Raw genomic sequence first — 15,697 nt, 5'->3', positions numbered from 1 at the left:
GGATTCGTCAGCGCCGGTCCGGCTCCCGCTCCAGCAGCGGCGCCGCGTCGGAGAGTACCCCGGCGATCCTGGCCAGCGTCACCTCGTCCCGCTCCACGGCCTCGAGGACCGGCCCACGGGCGGTGTCCCAGCGCCGGGCGACGGCTGCCGGGTCCTCACCGGTCAGCAACCCAGCGGCCTGCGCGGCGGCGCCCAGCGCGACCAGCTCCCTGGCCTCCGGAACCTGAACCGGACGTCCCGAGAGCCGCCGTACGGTCTGCTGCCAGGCCCGGCCCCGTGCCCCGCCTCCGATGAGCAGCAGCGGAGCGGTGCGGTCCGCGTCCGCGTCGAGCACCAGGTCGAGGGCACCGAGCAGCGAGTGCACCGCGCCGTCGTAGGCCGCCTGCAGCAGCTGTCCGGCCGTCGTGTCGTGCCGCAGGCCGTGCAGTAGCCCCGAGGCGTGCGGGAGGTCCGGGGTGCGCTCGCCGTCGAGATAGGGGAGCAGCGTCACACCGGCGCCGGGCTCGACGGCCTCCCGGTCCAGGCCGAGCAGGGCGGCGATCCGGTCGACGGCGAGCGTGCAGTTCAGCGTGCACGCCAGCGGCAGCCAGTCACCGTGCGCGTCCGCGAAGCCGGCCACGGTCCCGGTCGGGTCGGCGGGGCGGCGCTTCGAGACCGCGTACACCGTCCCGGAGGTCCCGAGGCTGAGCACCGGAGTCCCGGGGCGCAGCCCCAGCCCCATCGCGGCGGCCGCGTTGTCCCCGGTGCCCGGCGCGACCAGGGTGCCCTTGGAGAACGGCAGGTCATGGACGTCGCGCACCGTGCCGGCCACCTCCCCGGGCCGGACCACGCGCGGCAGCAGGGCAGGGTCCAGGCCCACGTGCCCGAGGATCTCCTCGTCGTACGACTCCGTCGCCGACGCCCACCAGCCGGTGCCGGAGGCATCGCCACGGTCGGTCGTGCCCTGCCCCGTGAGGCGCTCGGTCAGGTAGTCGTGGGGCAGCCGCACGGCCTTGGTCGCGCGGACGGCCTCCGGTTCGTTCTCGGCCAGCCAGGCCCACTTCGTGACCGTGAAAGAGGGCCCGGGCACGCTGCCCGTGCGCTCCGCCCAGATCTTGGGGCCGCCCAGCTCCTCCACCAGGCGGCGGGCCTGCGGCGCCGACCGTACGTCGTTCCACAGCAGGGCCGGTCGGACCGGCTCGCCCCGGGCGTCCAAGGTGACCAGGCCGTGCTGCTGGCCGCCGATCGACACCGCGGCGGCCTCGTGCGCCGCCTCGCCGCACTGGTGCAGGGCTTCGCACAGCGCCTCCCACCACTGGCGCGGGTCGCTCTCGCGACCGGCGCCAGACGTGACGGTGTGCGGCGCCTGACCGCTCGCCACCACCTGTCCGGTCGACGCGTCGACGACCAGGGCCTTGGTGGACTGGGTGGACGAGTCCACCCCGACGACGAGCGGACCCTCGGCTGCTGACATCGGGCTCTCCCTCTTCCGCGGCTCGCGGGATCTGGCCTGTGGCGGGCGTGTCGCCGACCGGCGTGGCCGAACGTGCGCCCATCGTCACCGTACGGAGTCCTCGTGCCGAGTCCCTGTACGGGGTGCCCGTACAGAGTCCCCGGACGGGGGACACCTGGTCTCTTCCCAGAGATGCCTCCGCATACTAATTTGTTAAGCGCCATGACGAAATAGTCTCAGCGAGCAAGGAGCCGCGGCATGAGCTACCAGCCCACCCCCGAGGACAGGTTCACCTTCGGCCTGTGGACCGTCGGCTGGCAGGGACGGGACCCGTTCGGGGACGCCACCCGGCGCGCCCTGGACCCGGTGGAGACGGTGCAGCGCCTCGCCGAGCTCGGGGCCTACGGCGTGACCTTCCACGACGACGACCTGATCCCCTTCGGGTCCTCGGACAGCGAGCGCGAGGGGCACATCAAGCGCTTCCGCCAGGCCCTCGACACGACCGGGATGACCGTGCCGATGGCCACCACCAACCTCTTCACGCACCCCGTCTTCAAGGACGGCGCCTTCACCGCGAACGACCGGGACGTCCGCCGCTACGCACTGCGCAAGACCATCCGCAACATCGACCTGGCGGTGGAGCTGGGCGCCAAGACGTACGTCGCCTGGGGCGGCCGGGAGGGCGCCGAGTCCGGCGCGGCCAAGGACGTGCGGGTCGCACTCGACCGCATGAAGGAGGCCTTCGACCTCCTGGGCGAGTACGTCACCTCACAGGGCTACGATCTGCGCTTCGCCATCGAGCCCAAGCCGAACGAGCCCCGCGGCGACATCCTGCTGCCCACCGTCGGCCACGCCCTGGCCTTCATCGAGCGCCTGGAGCGTCCGGAGCTGTACGGCGTCAACCCCGAGGTGGGCCACGAGCAGATGGCCGGGCTCAACTTCCCGCACGGCATCGCCCAGGCCCTGTGGGCGGGCAAGCTCTTCCACATCGACCTCAACGGCCAGTCCGGCATCAAGTACGACCAGGACCTGCGCTTCGGCGCGGGCGACCTGCGCGCCGCGTTCTGGCTGGTCGACCTCCTGGAGAGCGCCGGCTACACCGGACCGCGCCACTTCGACTTCAAGCCGCCGCGCACCGAGGACCTCGACGGCGTGTGGGCGTCGGCGGCGGGCTGCATGCGCAACTACCTGATCCTCAAGGAGCGCACGGCCGCCTTCCGGGCCGATCCGGAGGTCCAGGAGGCCCTGCGCGCCTCGCGTCTGGACCAGCTGGCGCTGCCGACCGCCCAGGACGGGCTGGATGCGCTGCTCGCCGATCGCAGTGCCTTCGAGGAGTTCGACGTGGAGGCGGCCGCCGCGCGCGGAATGGCCTTCGAGCGCCTGGACCAGCTGGCCATGGACCATCTGCTGGGTGCGCGCGGCTGATCGCTGCCGGTACTCGAGGGTGACGGGCCCTCACGCGGATGTCCTGGAATCATGCGGTCCCTGGCATGAGTCCGTATCACCATCCACGTGAGGGTCCCGCCACCACCGGTTCGAGGCGACTGTTGACCGTATGGCCATGCCACCGGGAGACACGCCGCCCTCGGACCACACCGGATTCGGCCCGCCGTCCCAGCCGCCGTCCGGACCACCCGGCGCGCCCGGCCGCCGTCGCGCCGGCCTCCTTCTGACGCTCGCCGCGATCGTGGCCCTCGGAATCGCCGCCGTGGTCCTCGTGGTCCGCAGCGGCGATGGCGCGTCGCAGCGGAAATCGCCCACCGAGAGCGGCGCGAGCACGAGCCGCACGCCTGCCCCGTCCGAGGGGATACCGACAGGACTGCCGACCATGTCGCCCTCGAAGCTCCCCTCGGATCCGGCGACGAGATTCCCGTCGAGGTTGCCGTCAGGCTTCCCCACCGAGCTTCCCGGTGGCTTTCCCAGCGACCTGGAGTCACTCTTCGCGGCGCCGGTCTCAGCACCGCCGACACACTGAGGTCGCGGCCGTCCCCGAGGGGTCTCTCAGGGACGGCTGAGGGGTGCGACTCAGGGTTGTCTCAGGGTCCGGGCCCGGAACCGTGCGCAGCAGGCACCCGTTCTCAGAACAAGGAGCGGCAGTGGCCGCGAAGGAGGCGACACATGTCGAGGAACGCGAAGATCGCCACCGGGGGAGTGCTGGCCGGGCTCATCCTGTGGATATGGCTGCCGTGGTGGGCCGCCCTCCTGATCGTGCTGGGAGTCCCTGCGGCGGCGTACTTCACCCTGGACCCGTCACAGCGGCGCAGGCTGCGCCGAGTGGCGCGGAAGGAGCTCGGCCGCTGAGAGGCTAGCGGTCGGCCCGGGGTTCTGTCAGCGCGCAGGAGTTGACCACGTCACCGTCCGCGGGCCTGCCGACGGTACGGTCCGCGGGCGGCCGCTCGCCCCGCTCGACCCACGCGGTGAGGGCGTCGAAGGCCGCCCGGTAGCACGGCAGAATCGGCCTGAGCCGGTCGGGATAGGTGTCGTAGAGGCCGTCGACGTGCGTACCGCCCTCGATGGTGTAGAAGCGGTGCAGCGGTCCGCGACCGGCCTCCCGCACCATGCGCGCGTACACGTCGGAGTCCGTGCTCTTGGGCAGCAGGGTGTCCAGGTCGCCGTGCAGCGTGATCAGCGGCTTGCGGAGCCGTCCTGTGAGGGCGACCCGGGCGACCGCCCGGTGCACGGACGCGGGGCGCGCCGCATAGTCGTAGGCCGCGTCCGACGGACAGGGTGCCAGGATCTGCTCCGCAGTCGACCCGGCGGACGCACCGGGGCAGGCGGGGTCGTACGCGGGGTCGAACTCGGCCCGGTAGATCTTCTGCGTGACGCCCCAGTACGCCTTCTCGTGGTACGGCCACAGGAACTCGGACCCGTGGGCGAACCCGGCCGCGTACAGATCCTCGTCCCGGGCGGAGCCCAGCGTGCGAGCCACGGCCACCGGCAGCGAGGTCAGCAGGTTCGGGCCGTCGGCCGTCCACAGCGCGCCCTCCCAGTCCACCCCGCCGTCGTACAGCTCGGGGTGGTGCTCCAGCTGCCAGCGCGTCAGGTAGCCGCCGTTGGAGATACCGGTCATGTACGTGTGCCGGGGGGCCCGTCCGTAGCGTTGCGCCACCACCCGCTTGGCGGCCAGCGTGAGCTGCGTCGTGCGCTGGTTCCACTCGGCGACGGCGTCACCAGGGCGGGTGCCGTCGCGGTAGAAGTCCGGCCCGCTGTTGCCCTTGTCGGTGGCCGCGTACGCATAGCCCTGAGCCAGCACCCGGTCGGAGATCGCCGTGTCGGTCGCGTACTGCCGCCGCGTACCAGGAGCGCCCGTGACGACGAGGCCGCCGTTCCACCGGTCGGGGAGCCGGATCACGAACTGGGCGTCGTGGTGCCAGCCGTGCGTGGTGTTGAAGTGCGAGTCGTCCGGGAAGTAGCCGTCGATCTGCAGCCCGGGCACACCGGACGGATTGTGGGTGGCCGCGGCGGTCAGGCCCGCCTGCTCGGTCATGTCCGTGTAGGGCGTTCCCGCGAGCCCTGCCGTCGTCATGTCACCCAGGCAAGCGCTTTGTTGGAACGCCGCACCAGGCACCCGTATCCCCTCCTGCGGTTCGCAGTGGCGACCGTCGCCCGCCGCCGCGCGGCCGGGGAGGACCGAGAGGAGCAGGGCGGCGGCACACAACGCGACGCGACGGGAAGACAGGCGCATGAGGAACCTCCGGGGCAGCACGGGAGCGCGGGGCTGCCCATGCTGCGACCACGGAAGTTCGTCGACCATAGGTGTGAGCCACATGGACGCTAAGGGCCGTATGGGTTCTCACAACGCAGGCCCAGCCCATCGCGCCGCAGCTGTGCCGCCTCAGGCCGGACGTGCCGCCACCTTGTCGAGCCCCTCCAGCAGTCCGGGCAACTGTCGGCCCCGCCCCACCGGGATAACCTCTCCGGGCTTCTCGTCGAGGAGGAAGAACGCGATGTCGTCGGTCCTGGCCACCATGGACCAGCCGGGCCCGTCGGCACGCAACAGGCGTGCGTCACCGGGTGCGAACGCGGAACGGACACGGCCCGGCGGCGGAGGAGAGGCCACATACGCGTGCGCGTCGTCGAGCGCGCGGTGTATCCCGCTGCGGGCCCCGTCGCCGGCCTTGCCGCCGACGGGCTCGCCACCTTCCGCTGACGGCTCGGCGTCGTCCACGGGTGCGAAGTCGGCGTCGTCGACCTGGCCCCGCCACATGGCCCACTGGAGCGCGATCTGGTCGGCACCCAGGCGCCGTTGCGCCGGCCCCCAGGTGTCGGTGTCCGGCGGGGAGAGCGGCTGACGGTCGGTGTCCTCGGGCGCCGGGTCGTGCGGGGCGGGCACCCCGGGCGCCGCGACAGCCACAGCCAGCGGCCAGCCCGGCAGCGCGGCGACGACCGTGCGCTCGTCGGGCGACAGGTCGTACTCCATGCCGCAGTCCCAGGACGCGATCGCCACGGCCACCAGCGACACGTCGTCGACGACCACCGTCCAGCGCGCACCGTCGCCGTCCTGGCCGAGCACCAGGCCGTACCCGTCCATCACGGGCGGCAGACCGAGCGCCGCGCAGGCCTCCGGATAGTCGTCGCCCAGCACGCTCGGGAACTGCGCGGGCGTCAGCAGAATGGCCGTCAGTACATACAGCGCGTCGTCCGTGGCGGCGACGGAGTCCTCGTCCGTCCCGGTCATGCCGTCCTCCCGATCCGTGGTTCGTCGGCGCACCCTAATGCGCCCGCGAGCCGGTTGTCACGACTGCGAATCGCGGAAGGAACCGCACGTCTCCGGCCGGACGGGGCGAAAGCACCCGGCGAATTTCGGCGTCAGGCGGCAGGTAGGCCGAGCAGTGTCCGCGCGACCGCCCAGGGAGAGTCGCCGCGCTCCCGTGCGAGAGCGATCAGCGCACGGCAGGCAAGCTCCGTGACACCGAACGACAGGGCCTCCGGCGAGACCCACGCCGCGGCCTCGTCCATCCGTTCCTGGTCGCCCTCGGCGCACGCCGACACGTAAGCGGCAGCCGCCTCGAACAGGTTGTGTGTGCGCTTGCCCCCGGCCGCGGCCACCCGGGTGCGCGAAGAGTTGTTGACCAGTCTGCCGACCGATGTGCGGATCCTGTCGAACATGCCGAGCCACCTTCCCCCTTGTGGTTGCCTTGGCCGACGTGCGTGTGCTGCTCTTCAACGTAGGGTTGGAGTCGCCGTGGCAGAAGGGGGACGGAACGGTGAAGCGGTTCGAGCGGCTCGAACAGATCCGGCGACTGGACCCCGAGAAGGACGCCCTGGAGATCTACCGGCTCAGTGCCGCGTACGAGTTCCCCTGGGACTACACCCGTGCCCTGGAACTGGCGCTCTACCGCACGTACGCCGTCCCCGGCATCGGTCGGCTGCTCGCCGAGACCAGGGAGCTCACCGACCGCACACAGAAGCGGTACGACGACACCTCGCTGCTCCTCGACACCGTGGTCGAGTACGGCTTCGACAGTGACGAAGGGCGCACCGCGATCCGCCGATCCGCCGCATCAACCAGATGCACCGCAGCTACGACATCAGCAACGACGACATGAGGTACGTGCCGTGCACCTTCGTGGCGATGCCCAAGCGGTGGATCGACGCCTACGGATGGCGCCGGCTGTCCCGGCACGAGACCATCGCCTCCGCCGTCCACTACCGCACCCTGGGGCGGCGCATGGGCATCAAGGACGTCCCCGGCACCTTGCGGAGTTCGAGGCCTGCCTGGACGCCTATGAGGCCGCCCACTTCGCCTGGGACCCGCAGGCCCGGCGCGTGTCCGACGCGACCCTGGACCTGATGGCCTCCTGGTATCCGCGCCCCCTCGCCCCCGTCCTGCGGCTGGCGACCCTCTCCCTGCTGGACGACTCGCTCCTGCGGGCCTTCCGGTACGAGCCGCCGAGCGCCGCCGCGCGCGCGTGGGTGCGCCGTGCGGTCCGGGCCCGCGGCCGCCTGGTCCGCCTCATGCCCCCGCGCCGAACTCCCCACCACGCACGGCAGAACTGGGAGATCAAGGGCTACCCGAACGGCTACCGCGTCGCCGAACTGGGCACCCATCCGGTTCCCGGGGTCAGGGGCTGCCCGGTTCGGCAGGCAGGTGCCCCCTCAACGATCTCCTCCACCGAGTGAGTCGAGGGAGTCGAGCGTGGCGCGCAGCCAGGCCAGTTCGGCCCGGGTCGTGGCCCGCGCGATCGTGAGGATCCCACGCCGGAAGGGATCCTCCACCTCCTCCGCGCCCAACGGACGGTCTCCCTCGTAGAAGAAGCTCGCGGGCTCCTCCAGGAAGGCGAGCCGGCGCCGCAGGACCGCGCCCTGTGCCGCCGGGTCCTCCAGATGACGGAGGAAGGCGAGCACCGTGAACCAGCGGTTCTCGTCCGTGACGTCTCGCGGGTCCGGTTCCGCGAGCCTGCGCCGCAGCTCCTGCCTGCCCTCCTCCGTGAGCGTCAGGACATGACGGGGAGCCGCCACCGAACCCGGCTGAGTGGTACGTGCCAGCAGTCCGGACCTCTCCAGTCGCTTGATCGCCGGGTACAGCGTGCTCTCCGCGACGGGTCGCACGTGTCCGGTCAACGCCGCGATGCGCTTCCGCAGCTCGTACCCGTGCAGTGGGGCGTCGTACAGGAAACCGAGGATGGCCAGCTCGAGCATGGCCATATTGTGCCGCAGCAACGCGGTACATCGGATGGGTAATACATCGGTGCCGATGTATTCTGCCTCGGGGAACGGTGAGGACGAAAGCACGAAGGAGTGGCTGATGAGACAGGCCGGGTTCGACAACAGGGGAAGCCTGATCCGCTGGACCGAGACGGCAGGCGCGGAACCCGCGAGGGTATTCGTGCACGGACTCGGGGCCACCTCGGCGGTCTACCACGCGCGCATCGCCGCGCGGCCCGAACTCGCCGGGCGCCGCAGCCTCTTCGTCGACCTGCCGGGACACGGCATCAGCGACCGCCCCGCCGACTTCGCGTACTCCCTGGAGGGTCATGCCGACGCGCTGGCCGCCGCGCTGGACGCGGCACGGGTCACGGGGGCCGAGGTCGTCGCGCACAGCATGGGTGGCTCCGTCGCCGTCGTTCTCGCCCACCGGCGACCCGACCTGGTCACGCGCCTGGTGCTCATCGAGGCCAACCTGGATCCGAACCCGCCGATCGGTGCGGGCAGCAGCGGCATCGCCGCCTACACCGAGGACGAGTACGTCGACAACGGCGGCCACGCGCGCGTACTGCAGAAGGTCGGCCCGAGCTGGGCGGCGACCATGCGGCTCGCCGACCCGCGGGCCCTGCACCGCACGGCGACGCACCTCGTGCGCGGTACGAATCCCACGATGCGTCGCATGCTCGAGGGCCTGACGGCGGACCGCGTCTACCTCCAGGGGGAGCTGAGCGGTGAACTGGCCGGCAGGGAAGGGCTGGAAGCGGCGGGTGTTTGCGTGGTGACCGTGCCGGGCGCGGGCCACAACGTCATGTTCGACAACCCGGATGCCCTGGTGGCCGCGGTTGCGGGGCGGGGCTGAGGCTCAGCCCTCGCGGACGGCCAGGGCGAGGAAGCGGGTGTCCTCGTCGACGTACGACGTCATGCGCCAGCCGGAGCCGGCCAGCAGTGGACGGAGGTTGGGCTCGGCGCGCAGATCGTCGGGGGTGATCTGCCGCTCCTGGCGGGCCGCGAGGGCCGCCCGGCCGATCGGATGGAAGAGCGCGAGCAGTCCGCCGGGCCGCACCACGCGCGCCAGCTCACGCAGATTCACGGCCGGGTGGGGGAGGTGGGCGATCAGTCCCGCCGCGAAGACCGCGTCCAGTGACTCTGTGCGCAGTGGAAGCGCGGCCACGTCGGCGAGCAGCAACACGCCGTCGCGGTCCCGTCCGGCCCGTACCGCTGCCTGAAGCATCGCCGGGGTGAGATCAGCCCCGAGGACCACGCCCGAGGGCCCCACGGCCGCACGCAACGGTGTGAGGGCCCGCCCTGTGCCGCAGCCGGCGTCGAGCACCCGGTCGCCCTCGCGCAGTCCGAGAGCGGCGACCGCGGCGACGTACGCCGGGCCGTCGTCGGGGAACCTCGCGTCCCAGTCGGCCGCTCGCACGGTGAAGAACTCCTGGACGTGTGTGTGGTCGTCGCTCATGTTCGGCATGATCCCTCACCTTCGCGAGGGATGTCTCTGTGCACATGTTCGAGCATGACGCGATCGTTCCGTGCCTCGTCTGCGTCAGATTCCAACCGCTTTCGAAATGCGCCCCCATTGCGCCCCTACGCCAGGGCTAGCGTCCCGTGGCCATGGGACACCTGGACCACGCCGCATTCGGCTGGCTGACCCCCGTGCTGTCGTACGTGATGGCCTGCATAGGCGCCGCCCTGGGGCTGCGCTGCACGGTCCGCGCGCTCGGCGCCACCGGCAGGTCGCGTCGCAACTGGCTCGTCACCGCCGCCTCGGCGATCGGCACCGGCATCTGGACCATGCACTTCGTGGCCATGCTCGGTTTCGGCGTCACCGGGACCGAGGTCCGCTACGACGTGCCGCTGACCATCCTCAGCCTGCTCGTTGCCATGATCGTCGTGGGAGTCGGCGTGTTCGCCGTCGGCTACGACGGTGGCCGCCCCCGGGCCCTCTTCCTCGGTGGGCTCACCACCGGTCTCGGGGTCGCGAGCATGCACTACCTCGGCATGGCGGCGCTGCGGCTGCACGGGACGGTGCACTACGACCCGGTGCTCGTCGCGCTCTCCGTGCTGATCGCGGTCGTCGCGGCGACGGCGGCTCTGTGGGCGGGCCTCAACATCAAGTCGCCCATCGCGGTCACCGTCGCCTCGCTCGTCATGGGTGCGGCGGTCAGCAGCATGCACTACACCGCGATGTTCGCGGTGAGCGTGGATGTGGTCCCGTCCGGCGATGTCCTGCCCGGGGCCACGGCGATGCAGTTCATCTTCCCTCTCGCCGTCGGCCTCGGGTCCTACCTCTTTCTGACTTCGGCGTTCGTCGCTCTGTCGCCCACCGCCGGAGAGCGCGAGGCCTCCGCGTCGGCCCAGCGGCCGGTCGAGAGCGCCGCCCGCTGACCACGGGCACGGACCACACGTCGCGACACACTCCGAGTGAGAAGGCCATGCGAACATCCCGCAGGACACCCACGGCCGGCGCCGAGCCGCCGCCCCGGCCACCGGCGCGTGGCCGCCGCGCGCACGCCGGCCCGCCGGCTGACGAGCGCGCCGGAACCGAAGAGACCGGCGGAATCGAACCACCCGGCACCGCCGCGCGGGCGGGACGGTGGCGCCTACGGCCGCGCACCGTGCGGGCGAAGATCGTCTGCCTGCTCATGGTGCCTGTGATCTCGCTGATCGCCCTGTGGGCCTACGCCACCGTCAGCACCGCCCAGGACGTCGCCCGGCTGCGCCAGCTGCAACGCGTGGACTCCGGAGTGCGCGTGCCGGTCGCCGACGCCGTGGCCGCGCTCCAGGACGAGCGCGCCGCCGCCGTACGCTACGCGACGGATCCTGCCGCCGAACAGCAGAGCGATCTGCAAGCTCTCGCCGGGCGCACCGACCGGGCAGTGGCCGCACTGAGGCTCGACGGCGGTCACACCGTCGCCGACGGCACCGACCTGCCCTCCGGCGTCTCAGGCCGTCTCCAGTCCTTCGTCACGGGGGCCGAACGCCTGCGGTCCCTGCGCGGCGGCGTACTCGCCCATCGCGTCGGCTGGGAGGAGGCGTACGGGCAGTACACCAAGACCATCGCTGCCGCCTTCCAGGTGGGCGGTGCGCTCACCGGTGTGCAGGACGCCGACCTGGGGTCCGACGCGCGCGTACTGCTCGAGTTCTCCCGCGCGGGCGAGTCGCTGGCCCGGGAGGACGCCGTTCTGGCCGGCGCCCGCCTGGTGCGGAGCCTTGACGGCGACCGGCTGAGGCTGTTCACCGGCGCCGTCGACACGCGCCGCACCCTGACCGCGTCCGCCGTCGCCGACCTGCGCGGCGCCGAACGCACCTCCTGGAACCGGCTGGCGGAGAGCAGCGCGTACGCCGGTATCGGTGCCATGGAGGACAGGGTGCTGGCCAGGCGGTCCGGTGCCTCGGCCGTCGCCGCCGCCCCCGAAGCGGCCTGGAACACGGCACACGCGCGCGTGCAGGACGGCATGCGGACCATCGAGGCGGAGGCGGGCCGGAGCGTCGCACGCCAGGCCGACCCGTTCACCCGCGGCGTGCTCACACCCGCCGGCGCAGCCGTGCTGCTCGGCCTCGTCGCCGTCGCCGCGTCGCTCGTCATCTCCGTACGCATCGGACGAGGACTCGTCGTCGAGCTGGTGAGCCTGCGCAACAGCGCCCTGGAGATCGCGCGCCACAAACTCCCGCACGCCATGCGCAAGCTGCGTGCTGGGGAGGAGATCGACGTCGACGCCGAGGCACCCGGCGGCCCACCGGCCGACGACGAGACCGGGCAGGTCGCCGAGGCCCTGGGAATCGTGCACCGTGCCGCCCTGCGCGCCGCCGTCGAACGCGCGGAACTCGCCAGCGGCATCTCCGGGGTGTTCGTCAATCTCGCACGGCGCAGCCAGGTCCTGGTGCACCGCCAGCTCAACCTGCTCGACAGCATGGAGCGCCGCTCCGAGGACCCGGGCGAACTGAGCGACCTCTTCCGGCTCGACCACCTGACCACGCGCATGCGCCGCCACGCCGAGAGCCTCATCATCCTCTCCGGCGCCGCACCCGGCCGCGCCTGGCGCAGGCCCGTCTCACTGACCAACGTGGTACGCGCCGCCGTCTCGGAAATCGAGGACTACGCGCGCGTGGAGGTGCGGCAGCTCCCCGAGGCCTCGTTGATCGGCACCGCGGTCGCCGACCTCACGCACCTGCTCGCCGAACTCATCGAGAACGCCGCACAGTTCTCGCCGCCCCACACGCGCGTGCGTGTCAACGGAGAACCCGTCGGCAACGGCTACGCCGTCGAGATCGAGGACCGGGGGCTCGGCATGGGCAAGGAGACCCTCACCGAGGCCAACCGGCGCATCGAACAGTCCGAGGCGCTCGACCTGTTCGACAGCGACCGGCTCGGCCTCTTCGTGGTCAGCAGGCTCGCCTCCCGGCACGGCATCAAGGTGCACCTGCGCACGTCGCCCTACGGCGGCACCACCGCCGTCGTCCTCCTACCGACCGCCCTGCTGCACAGCGGTGCGGCGGAACCCGCTCGACGTACGGCGGACGCCGAGCGGGAGGAGGACCGCCAGTACGCGCGCGTGGCCGCTGTCCCGGCACCGAGGGAACCCGTGGCGCAGGCGACGGAACGGCCCGCCCTGGCGCGTTCCGCGCAGGTCGGAGGGGAACGCTCCGTCGACCTGCCGCCCGAGAGCCCTCGCCCGGGAGTCGCGTCCCTGAGGCTGCACCGCCCCGCGGACGACGCCGAGGTCTCGGAAGACCTCCCGCGACGGGTACGGCAGGCGAGCCTCGCCCCACAACTGCGCGACCGGCGCCCGGAGGAGGGCGCGACAAGCGCTCGCAGCTCCCGGGGCGACGACGAGCGCACCCCCGAACTGGTACGGGACCGCATGGCGGCCTACCGCGACGGCTGGGCACGCGGCGGTGGCCGCGCACCTGGACGGGCGGCCCGACCCGACGGCGACAGCAGCGAAGGAGACCCCGCATGATCCAGGACCCGAGCATGAGGGCCGCCCAGCGGTCGGGCGAACTCGACTGGCTGCTGGACGACCTAGTGGTACGCGTGAGCGAAGTACGGCACGCCGTGGTGCTGTCGAACGACGGCCTGGCGGTCGGCGCCTCCACCGGCCTCAGCCGCGAGGACGCGGAACACCTGGCGGCGGTCGCCTCCGGCTTCCACAGCCTGGCCAAGGGCGCGGGCCGCCACTTCGGGGCGGGCGGTGTACGGCAGACCATGGTGGAGATGGATGACGGCTTCCTCTTCGTGGCGGCCGCGGGCGACGGCTCCTGCCTCGCCGTCCTCACCGCCGTCACCGCCGACATCGGCCTGGTGGGGTACGAGATGGCACGACTGGTCAAACGCGTCGGCGAGCACCTCTACACCCCGCCCAGGGTGGGCGCGCGACCGCCCGCCGCCGGATGAGGAGCGAAGGCGGTCGCAGATGACCGAGGACCGGACAGGCGTCCCGTACCAGCCGGGCAGCCAGTGGTACGACCACGAGGCCGGCCCCCTCGTGCGGCCCTATGCGATGACGGGCGGCCGCACCAAGCCGGGCCCGACCGGGGTGCGCTTCGACCTCATCGCCCTTGTCTTGCTCGATCCCGGGGCACCGAACCTCGACGACGCCGCGCTGGGGCCGGAACACCGAGCCCTCATCGACCTGTGCCGCATCGAGACACAGTCCGTCGCCGAACTTGCCGCGGGGGCCGACCTGCCCGTGGGCGTCGTCCGTGTGCTCCTCGGGGACCTCCTGGAGTTGGGGTGCGTGACGGTCAGCCGTCCGGTACCACCGGCCCAACTCCCCGACGAACGGATTCTTCGCGAGGTCATCGAGGGACTGAGGGCGCTGTAGACGAAGGGCGGGAAGCACAGCGGGCCGGACCCGTACCGAGTTGTACGTGCATTCGGGCACCGAATGGACGACAGGTGGTCGCATCGTTCAGAAAGCGGTCGAACTCCCCGGAGGAGCACCGCTGTTGCCATGATGCTGACTCCGCACGGATGTACTGACGTCGACCGCGGTCGGCACTCCCGAGAGAAGTGATCGATGGTCTCCGAGCACTCCGACGCCACCGAGGACGAGATGGCCGCCCTGGCGTTGAAGATACTGGTCGCCGGCGGGTTCGGCGTGGGCAAGACCACCCTGGTGGGCGCGGTCAGCGAGATCAGGCCCCTGCGCACCGAGGAACTGCTGAGCGAGGCAGGCCAGTCCGTGGACGACACCGACGGTGTGGACCAGAAGGTCACGACGACCGTCGCCATGGACTTCGGGCGCATCACCATCCGGTCCGGGCTCTCGCTCTACCTCTTCGGCACACCGGGGCAGGACCGGTTCTGGTTCCTGTGGGACGAGCTCTCCCAGGGCGCCCTCGGCGCCGTCGTACTCGCGGACACCCGGCGGCTCGAGGACTGCTTCCCGGCGGTGGACTACTTCGAGCACCGCCGCATCCCGTTCGTGGTCGCCGTGAACTGCTTCGCCGGAGCCCGCACCCACGCGGCCCACGACGTGTCACGCGCCCTCGACCTCGACCAGGGCACGCCGGTGGTGCTGTGCGACGCACGGGACCGGGACTCGGGGAAGGAGGTGCTGATCCGCCTCGTGGAGTACGCCGGGCGGATGCACACCGCCCGGCTGCTCGACTCCGTGGGCTGACACGTCTGCCGGTCAGGACCGGCAGGTTATCCGGCAACGGACGAATAGGCCAGGACCTTCTCGACCCGTACCCGGACGAGGAGTTCTCCCGGAACGCCGTTGCGGGCGCCGAACTCCTCGGCCCGGTCCTCACCCATGTACCGGGCGCCGAGCCGAGTCGCCCAGTGCCGCACCTCCTCCAGATCCTCCGACAACTCGGCCCGCCCGTGCAGCACCACGAAGTCGTACGGAGGGTGATCATCGTCCACGCAGAGGGCGACCCGGCCGTCCCTGGCCAGATTCCGCCCCTTCACGGTCTCCTTACCCGTGTTGAAGACCACGTCGTCGCCGTCCAGCAGGAACCAGATCGGCGCCACATGCGGAGCGCCATCGGCGCGGACCGTGCAGAGCTTCCCGGTGCGGGTCCCGTGCGAGACGAAGTCTCGCCATTCCTCGTCGGTCATCTTCTGTGCCATACCCTCATCGTGCTTGCCGGGACGGCGGCTGTGGTGAAGGCTGGCTGACCAAATCCTCCGGCCAGGGGGAGCGACAACACGGGGAGAGCGGACCATGGCGCAGAACACGGAGCTCGGCTGGCTCCTGGACGACCTCACCGAGCGCGTGGAGCCCATACGACACGCGCTGGTCCTGACCAACGACGGACTGGTGACCGGCACCAGCACCGGGCTGCGGCGGGAGGACGCCGAGCATCTCGCCGCCGTCTCGTCCGGCCTGCACAGCCTGGCCAAGGGCTCAGGCCGCCACTTCGGCGCGGGCCGGGTACGGCAGACCATGATCGAATTCGACGAAGCGATCCTGTTCGTCACGGCGGCCGGGCCCGGCAGCTGCCTGTGCGTGCTCAGCGCCGCCGACGCCGACATCGGCCAGATCGCCTACGAGATGACGCTGATGGTGAACCGGGTCGGGGAGCACCTCGCCGTGGCCGAGCGGCAGCGGGAACACACGCCGACAGTCGACCTCTGACCTGCGTCGACGGCGGGGTGGGCGG

At 71.6% G+C, this 15,697-nt stretch carries 16 protein-coding genes and 1 pseudogene; 10 read left to right on the top strand and 7 right to left on the bottom strand.

Going from position 1 to position 15,697, the window contains the following annotated elements; translation table 11 throughout:
* Positions 1-7 precede the first annotated feature (7 nt).
* Positions 8-1,453 carry a xylulokinase gene (gene xylB, locus ACFYZJ_RS12455; protein WP_388566146.1) on the bottom strand — a complete coding sequence of 482 codons (1,446 nt, stop codon included), beginning with the start codon at positions 1,451-1,453 and terminating at the stop codon, positions 8-10.
* Between the two features lie 237 nt (positions 1,454-1,690).
* Here xylB and xylA point away from each other — a divergent pair, with 237 nt between their 5' ends.
* The gene (gene xylA / locus ACFYZJ_RS12450) at positions 1,691-2,857 is read left to right on the top strand and encodes a xylose isomerase (protein ID WP_388566144.1); all 1,167 of its coding nucleotides are present in this window, start codon (positions 1,691-1,693) and stop codon (positions 2,855-2,857) included.
* 693 nt (positions 2,858-3,550) lie between these two features.
* Positions 3,551-3,733, top strand: coding sequence for a hypothetical protein (locus ACFYZJ_RS12445; protein ID WP_103842773.1), 183 nt, complete (start codon positions 3,551-3,553; stop codon positions 3,731-3,733).
* A gap of 4 nt (positions 3,734-3,737) precedes the next feature.
* On the opposite strand, the gene ACFYZJ_RS12440 is transcribed toward ACFYZJ_RS12445, so the two are convergent.
* The 3 genes from ACFYZJ_RS12440 to ACFYZJ_RS12430 all read right to left on the bottom strand — a co-directional run bounded on the left by ACFYZJ_RS12440 (position 3,738) and on the right by ACFYZJ_RS12430 (position 6,541).
* Positions 3,738-5,117, bottom strand: coding sequence for a tannase/feruloyl esterase family alpha/beta hydrolase (locus ACFYZJ_RS12440; RefSeq protein WP_388566142.1), 1,380 nt, complete (start codon positions 5,115-5,117; stop codon positions 3,738-3,740).
* Between the two features lie 150 nt (positions 5,118-5,267).
* Positions 5,268-6,110 carry a hypothetical protein gene (locus ACFYZJ_RS12435; protein ID WP_388566140.1) on the bottom strand — a complete coding sequence of 281 codons (843 nt, stop codon included), beginning with the start codon at positions 6,108-6,110 and terminating at the stop codon, positions 5,268-5,270.
* A 131-nt stretch (positions 6,111-6,241) separates the two neighbouring features.
* On the bottom strand, positions 6,242-6,541 hold the full coding sequence (locus tag ACFYZJ_RS12430; RefSeq protein WP_388566138.1) for a hypothetical protein: 300 nt from the start codon (positions 6,539-6,541) through the stop codon (positions 6,242-6,244).
* A 98-nt stretch (positions 6,542-6,639) separates the two neighbouring features.
* Between ACFYZJ_RS12430 and ACFYZJ_RS12425 the strand changes: the two are divergent.
* Positions 6,640-7,555, top strand: a pseudogene (locus tag ACFYZJ_RS12425) (oxygenase MpaB family protein).
* On the opposite strand, the gene ACFYZJ_RS12420 reads toward ACFYZJ_RS12425, so the two are convergent.
* Complete coding sequence (locus tag ACFYZJ_RS12420; protein WP_388566136.1) at positions 7,532-8,074, bottom strand: PadR family transcriptional regulator; 543 nt, start codon at positions 8,072-8,074, stop codon at positions 7,532-7,534. The pseudogene ACFYZJ_RS12425 and the gene ACFYZJ_RS12420 overlap by 24 nt on opposite strands.
* A gap of 106 nt (positions 8,075-8,180) precedes the next feature.
* Between ACFYZJ_RS12420 and ACFYZJ_RS12415 the strand changes: the two genes are divergently transcribed.
* Positions 8,181-8,939: an alpha/beta fold hydrolase gene (locus ACFYZJ_RS12415; RefSeq protein ID WP_388566134.1), complete on the top strand. Its 759-nt coding sequence runs from the start codon at positions 8,181-8,183 to the stop codon at positions 8,937-8,939.
* Between the two features lie 3 nt (positions 8,940-8,942).
* Here the strand turns inward: ACFYZJ_RS12415 and ACFYZJ_RS12410 are convergent, their stop codons facing one another.
* Positions 8,943-9,542: a class I SAM-dependent methyltransferase gene (locus tag ACFYZJ_RS12410; RefSeq protein WP_388566132.1), complete on the bottom strand. Its 600-nt coding sequence runs from the start codon at positions 9,540-9,542 to the stop codon at positions 8,943-8,945.
* A gap of 152 nt (positions 9,543-9,694) precedes the next feature.
* Between ACFYZJ_RS12410 and ACFYZJ_RS12405 the strand changes: the two genes are divergently transcribed.
* The 5 genes from ACFYZJ_RS12405 to ACFYZJ_RS12385 all read left to right on the top strand — a co-directional run bounded on the left by ACFYZJ_RS12405 (position 9,695) and on the right by ACFYZJ_RS12385 (position 14,709).
* The gene (locus tag ACFYZJ_RS12405; protein WP_388566130.1) at positions 9,695-10,468 is read left to right on the top strand and encodes an MHYT domain-containing protein; all 774 of its coding nucleotides are present in this window, start codon (positions 9,695-9,697) and stop codon (positions 10,466-10,468) included.
* A gap of 47 nt (positions 10,469-10,515) precedes the next feature.
* Positions 10,516-13,044, top strand: a complete 2,529-nt coding sequence (locus ACFYZJ_RS12400) for a nitrate- and nitrite sensing domain-containing protein (RefSeq protein ID WP_388566127.1) — start codon at positions 10,516-10,518, stop codon at positions 13,042-13,044.
* Positions 13,041-13,478, top strand: coding sequence for a roadblock/LC7 domain-containing protein (locus ACFYZJ_RS12395; RefSeq protein WP_388566124.1), 438 nt, complete (start codon positions 13,041-13,043; stop codon positions 13,476-13,478). The genes ACFYZJ_RS12400 and ACFYZJ_RS12395 overlap by 4 nt, the downstream gene beginning before the upstream one ends.
* A gap of 19 nt (positions 13,479-13,497) precedes the next feature.
* Entirely contained in the window at positions 13,498-13,908 is a 411-nt protein-coding gene (locus ACFYZJ_RS12390) for a DUF742 domain-containing protein (protein WP_388566121.1), read from the top strand.
* Between the two features lie 195 nt (positions 13,909-14,103).
* Positions 14,104-14,709, top strand: coding sequence for an ATP/GTP-binding protein (locus tag ACFYZJ_RS12385; RefSeq protein ID WP_388566118.1), 606 nt, complete (start codon positions 14,104-14,106; stop codon positions 14,707-14,709).
* Between the two features lie 26 nt (positions 14,710-14,735).
* Here the strand turns inward: ACFYZJ_RS12385 and ACFYZJ_RS12380 are convergent, their stop codons facing one another.
* Positions 14,736-15,164, bottom strand: a complete 429-nt coding sequence (locus ACFYZJ_RS12380) for a PPOX class F420-dependent oxidoreductase (RefSeq protein WP_388566116.1) — start codon at positions 15,162-15,164, stop codon at positions 14,736-14,738.
* Between the two features lie 94 nt (positions 15,165-15,258).
* Here ACFYZJ_RS12380 and ACFYZJ_RS12375 point away from each other — a divergent pair, with 94 nt between their 5' ends.
* Positions 15,259-15,672: a roadblock/LC7 domain-containing protein gene (locus tag ACFYZJ_RS12375; protein WP_388566114.1), complete on the top strand. Its 414-nt coding sequence runs from the start codon at positions 15,259-15,261 to the stop codon at positions 15,670-15,672.
* Positions 15,673-15,697: the final 25 nt, after the last annotated feature.

Source organism: Streptomyces sp. NPDC001848, assembly GCF_042891915.1.
Classification (GTDB): Bacteria; Actinomycetota; Actinomycetes; order Streptomycetales; family Streptomycetaceae; genus Streptomyces.
This window is presented reverse-complemented; position numbering and strand designations above follow the sequence as displayed.

Bases quoted from the DNA above. Each gene is read 5' to 3' on its own strand.
- xylB (WP_388566146.1), bottom strand. From the start codon at position 1,453: ATGTCAGCAGCCGAGGGTCCGCTCGTCGTCGGGGTGGACTCGTCCACC.
- xylA (WP_388566144.1), top strand. From the start codon at position 1,691: ATGAGCTACCAGCCCACCCCCGAGGACAGGTTCACCTTCGGCCTGTGG.
- ACFYZJ_RS12445 (WP_103842773.1), top strand. From the start codon at position 3,551: ATGTCGAGGAACGCGAAGATCGCCACCGGGGGAGTGCTGGCCGGGCTC.
- ACFYZJ_RS12440 (WP_388566142.1), bottom strand. From the start codon at position 5,117: ATGCGCCTGTCTTCCCGTCGCGTCGCGTTGTGTGCCGCCGCCCTGCTC.
- ACFYZJ_RS12435 (WP_388566140.1), bottom strand. From the start codon at position 6,110: ATGACCGGGACGGACGAGGACTCCGTCGCCGCCACGGACGACGCGCTG.
- ACFYZJ_RS12430 (WP_388566138.1), bottom strand. From the start codon at position 6,541: ATGTTCGACAGGATCCGCACATCGGTCGGCAGACTGGTCAACAACTCT.
- ACFYZJ_RS12420 (WP_388566136.1), bottom strand. From the start codon at position 8,074: ATGCTCGAGCTGGCCATCCTCGGTTTCCTGTACGACGCCCCACTGCAC.
- ACFYZJ_RS12415 (WP_388566134.1), top strand. From the start codon at position 8,181: ATGAGACAGGCCGGGTTCGACAACAGGGGAAGCCTGATCCGCTGGACC.
- ACFYZJ_RS12410 (WP_388566132.1), bottom strand. From the start codon at position 9,542: ATGAGCGACGACCACACACACGTCCAGGAGTTCTTCACCGTGCGAGCG.
- ACFYZJ_RS12405 (WP_388566130.1), top strand. From the start codon at position 9,695: ATGGGACACCTGGACCACGCCGCATTCGGCTGGCTGACCCCCGTGCTG.
- ACFYZJ_RS12400 (WP_388566127.1), top strand. From the start codon at position 10,516: ATGCGAACATCCCGCAGGACACCCACGGCCGGCGCCGAGCCGCCGCCC.
- ACFYZJ_RS12395 (WP_388566124.1), top strand. From the start codon at position 13,041: ATGATCCAGGACCCGAGCATGAGGGCCGCCCAGCGGTCGGGCGAACTC.
- ACFYZJ_RS12390 (WP_388566121.1), top strand. From the start codon at position 13,498: ATGACCGAGGACCGGACAGGCGTCCCGTACCAGCCGGGCAGCCAGTGG.
- ACFYZJ_RS12385 (WP_388566118.1), top strand. From the start codon at position 14,104: ATGGTCTCCGAGCACTCCGACGCCACCGAGGACGAGATGGCCGCCCTG.
- ACFYZJ_RS12380 (WP_388566116.1), bottom strand. From the start codon at position 15,164: ATGGCACAGAAGATGACCGACGAGGAATGGCGAGACTTCGTCTCGCAC.
- ACFYZJ_RS12375 (WP_388566114.1), top strand. From the start codon at position 15,259: ATGGCGCAGAACACGGAGCTCGGCTGGCTCCTGGACGACCTCACCGAG.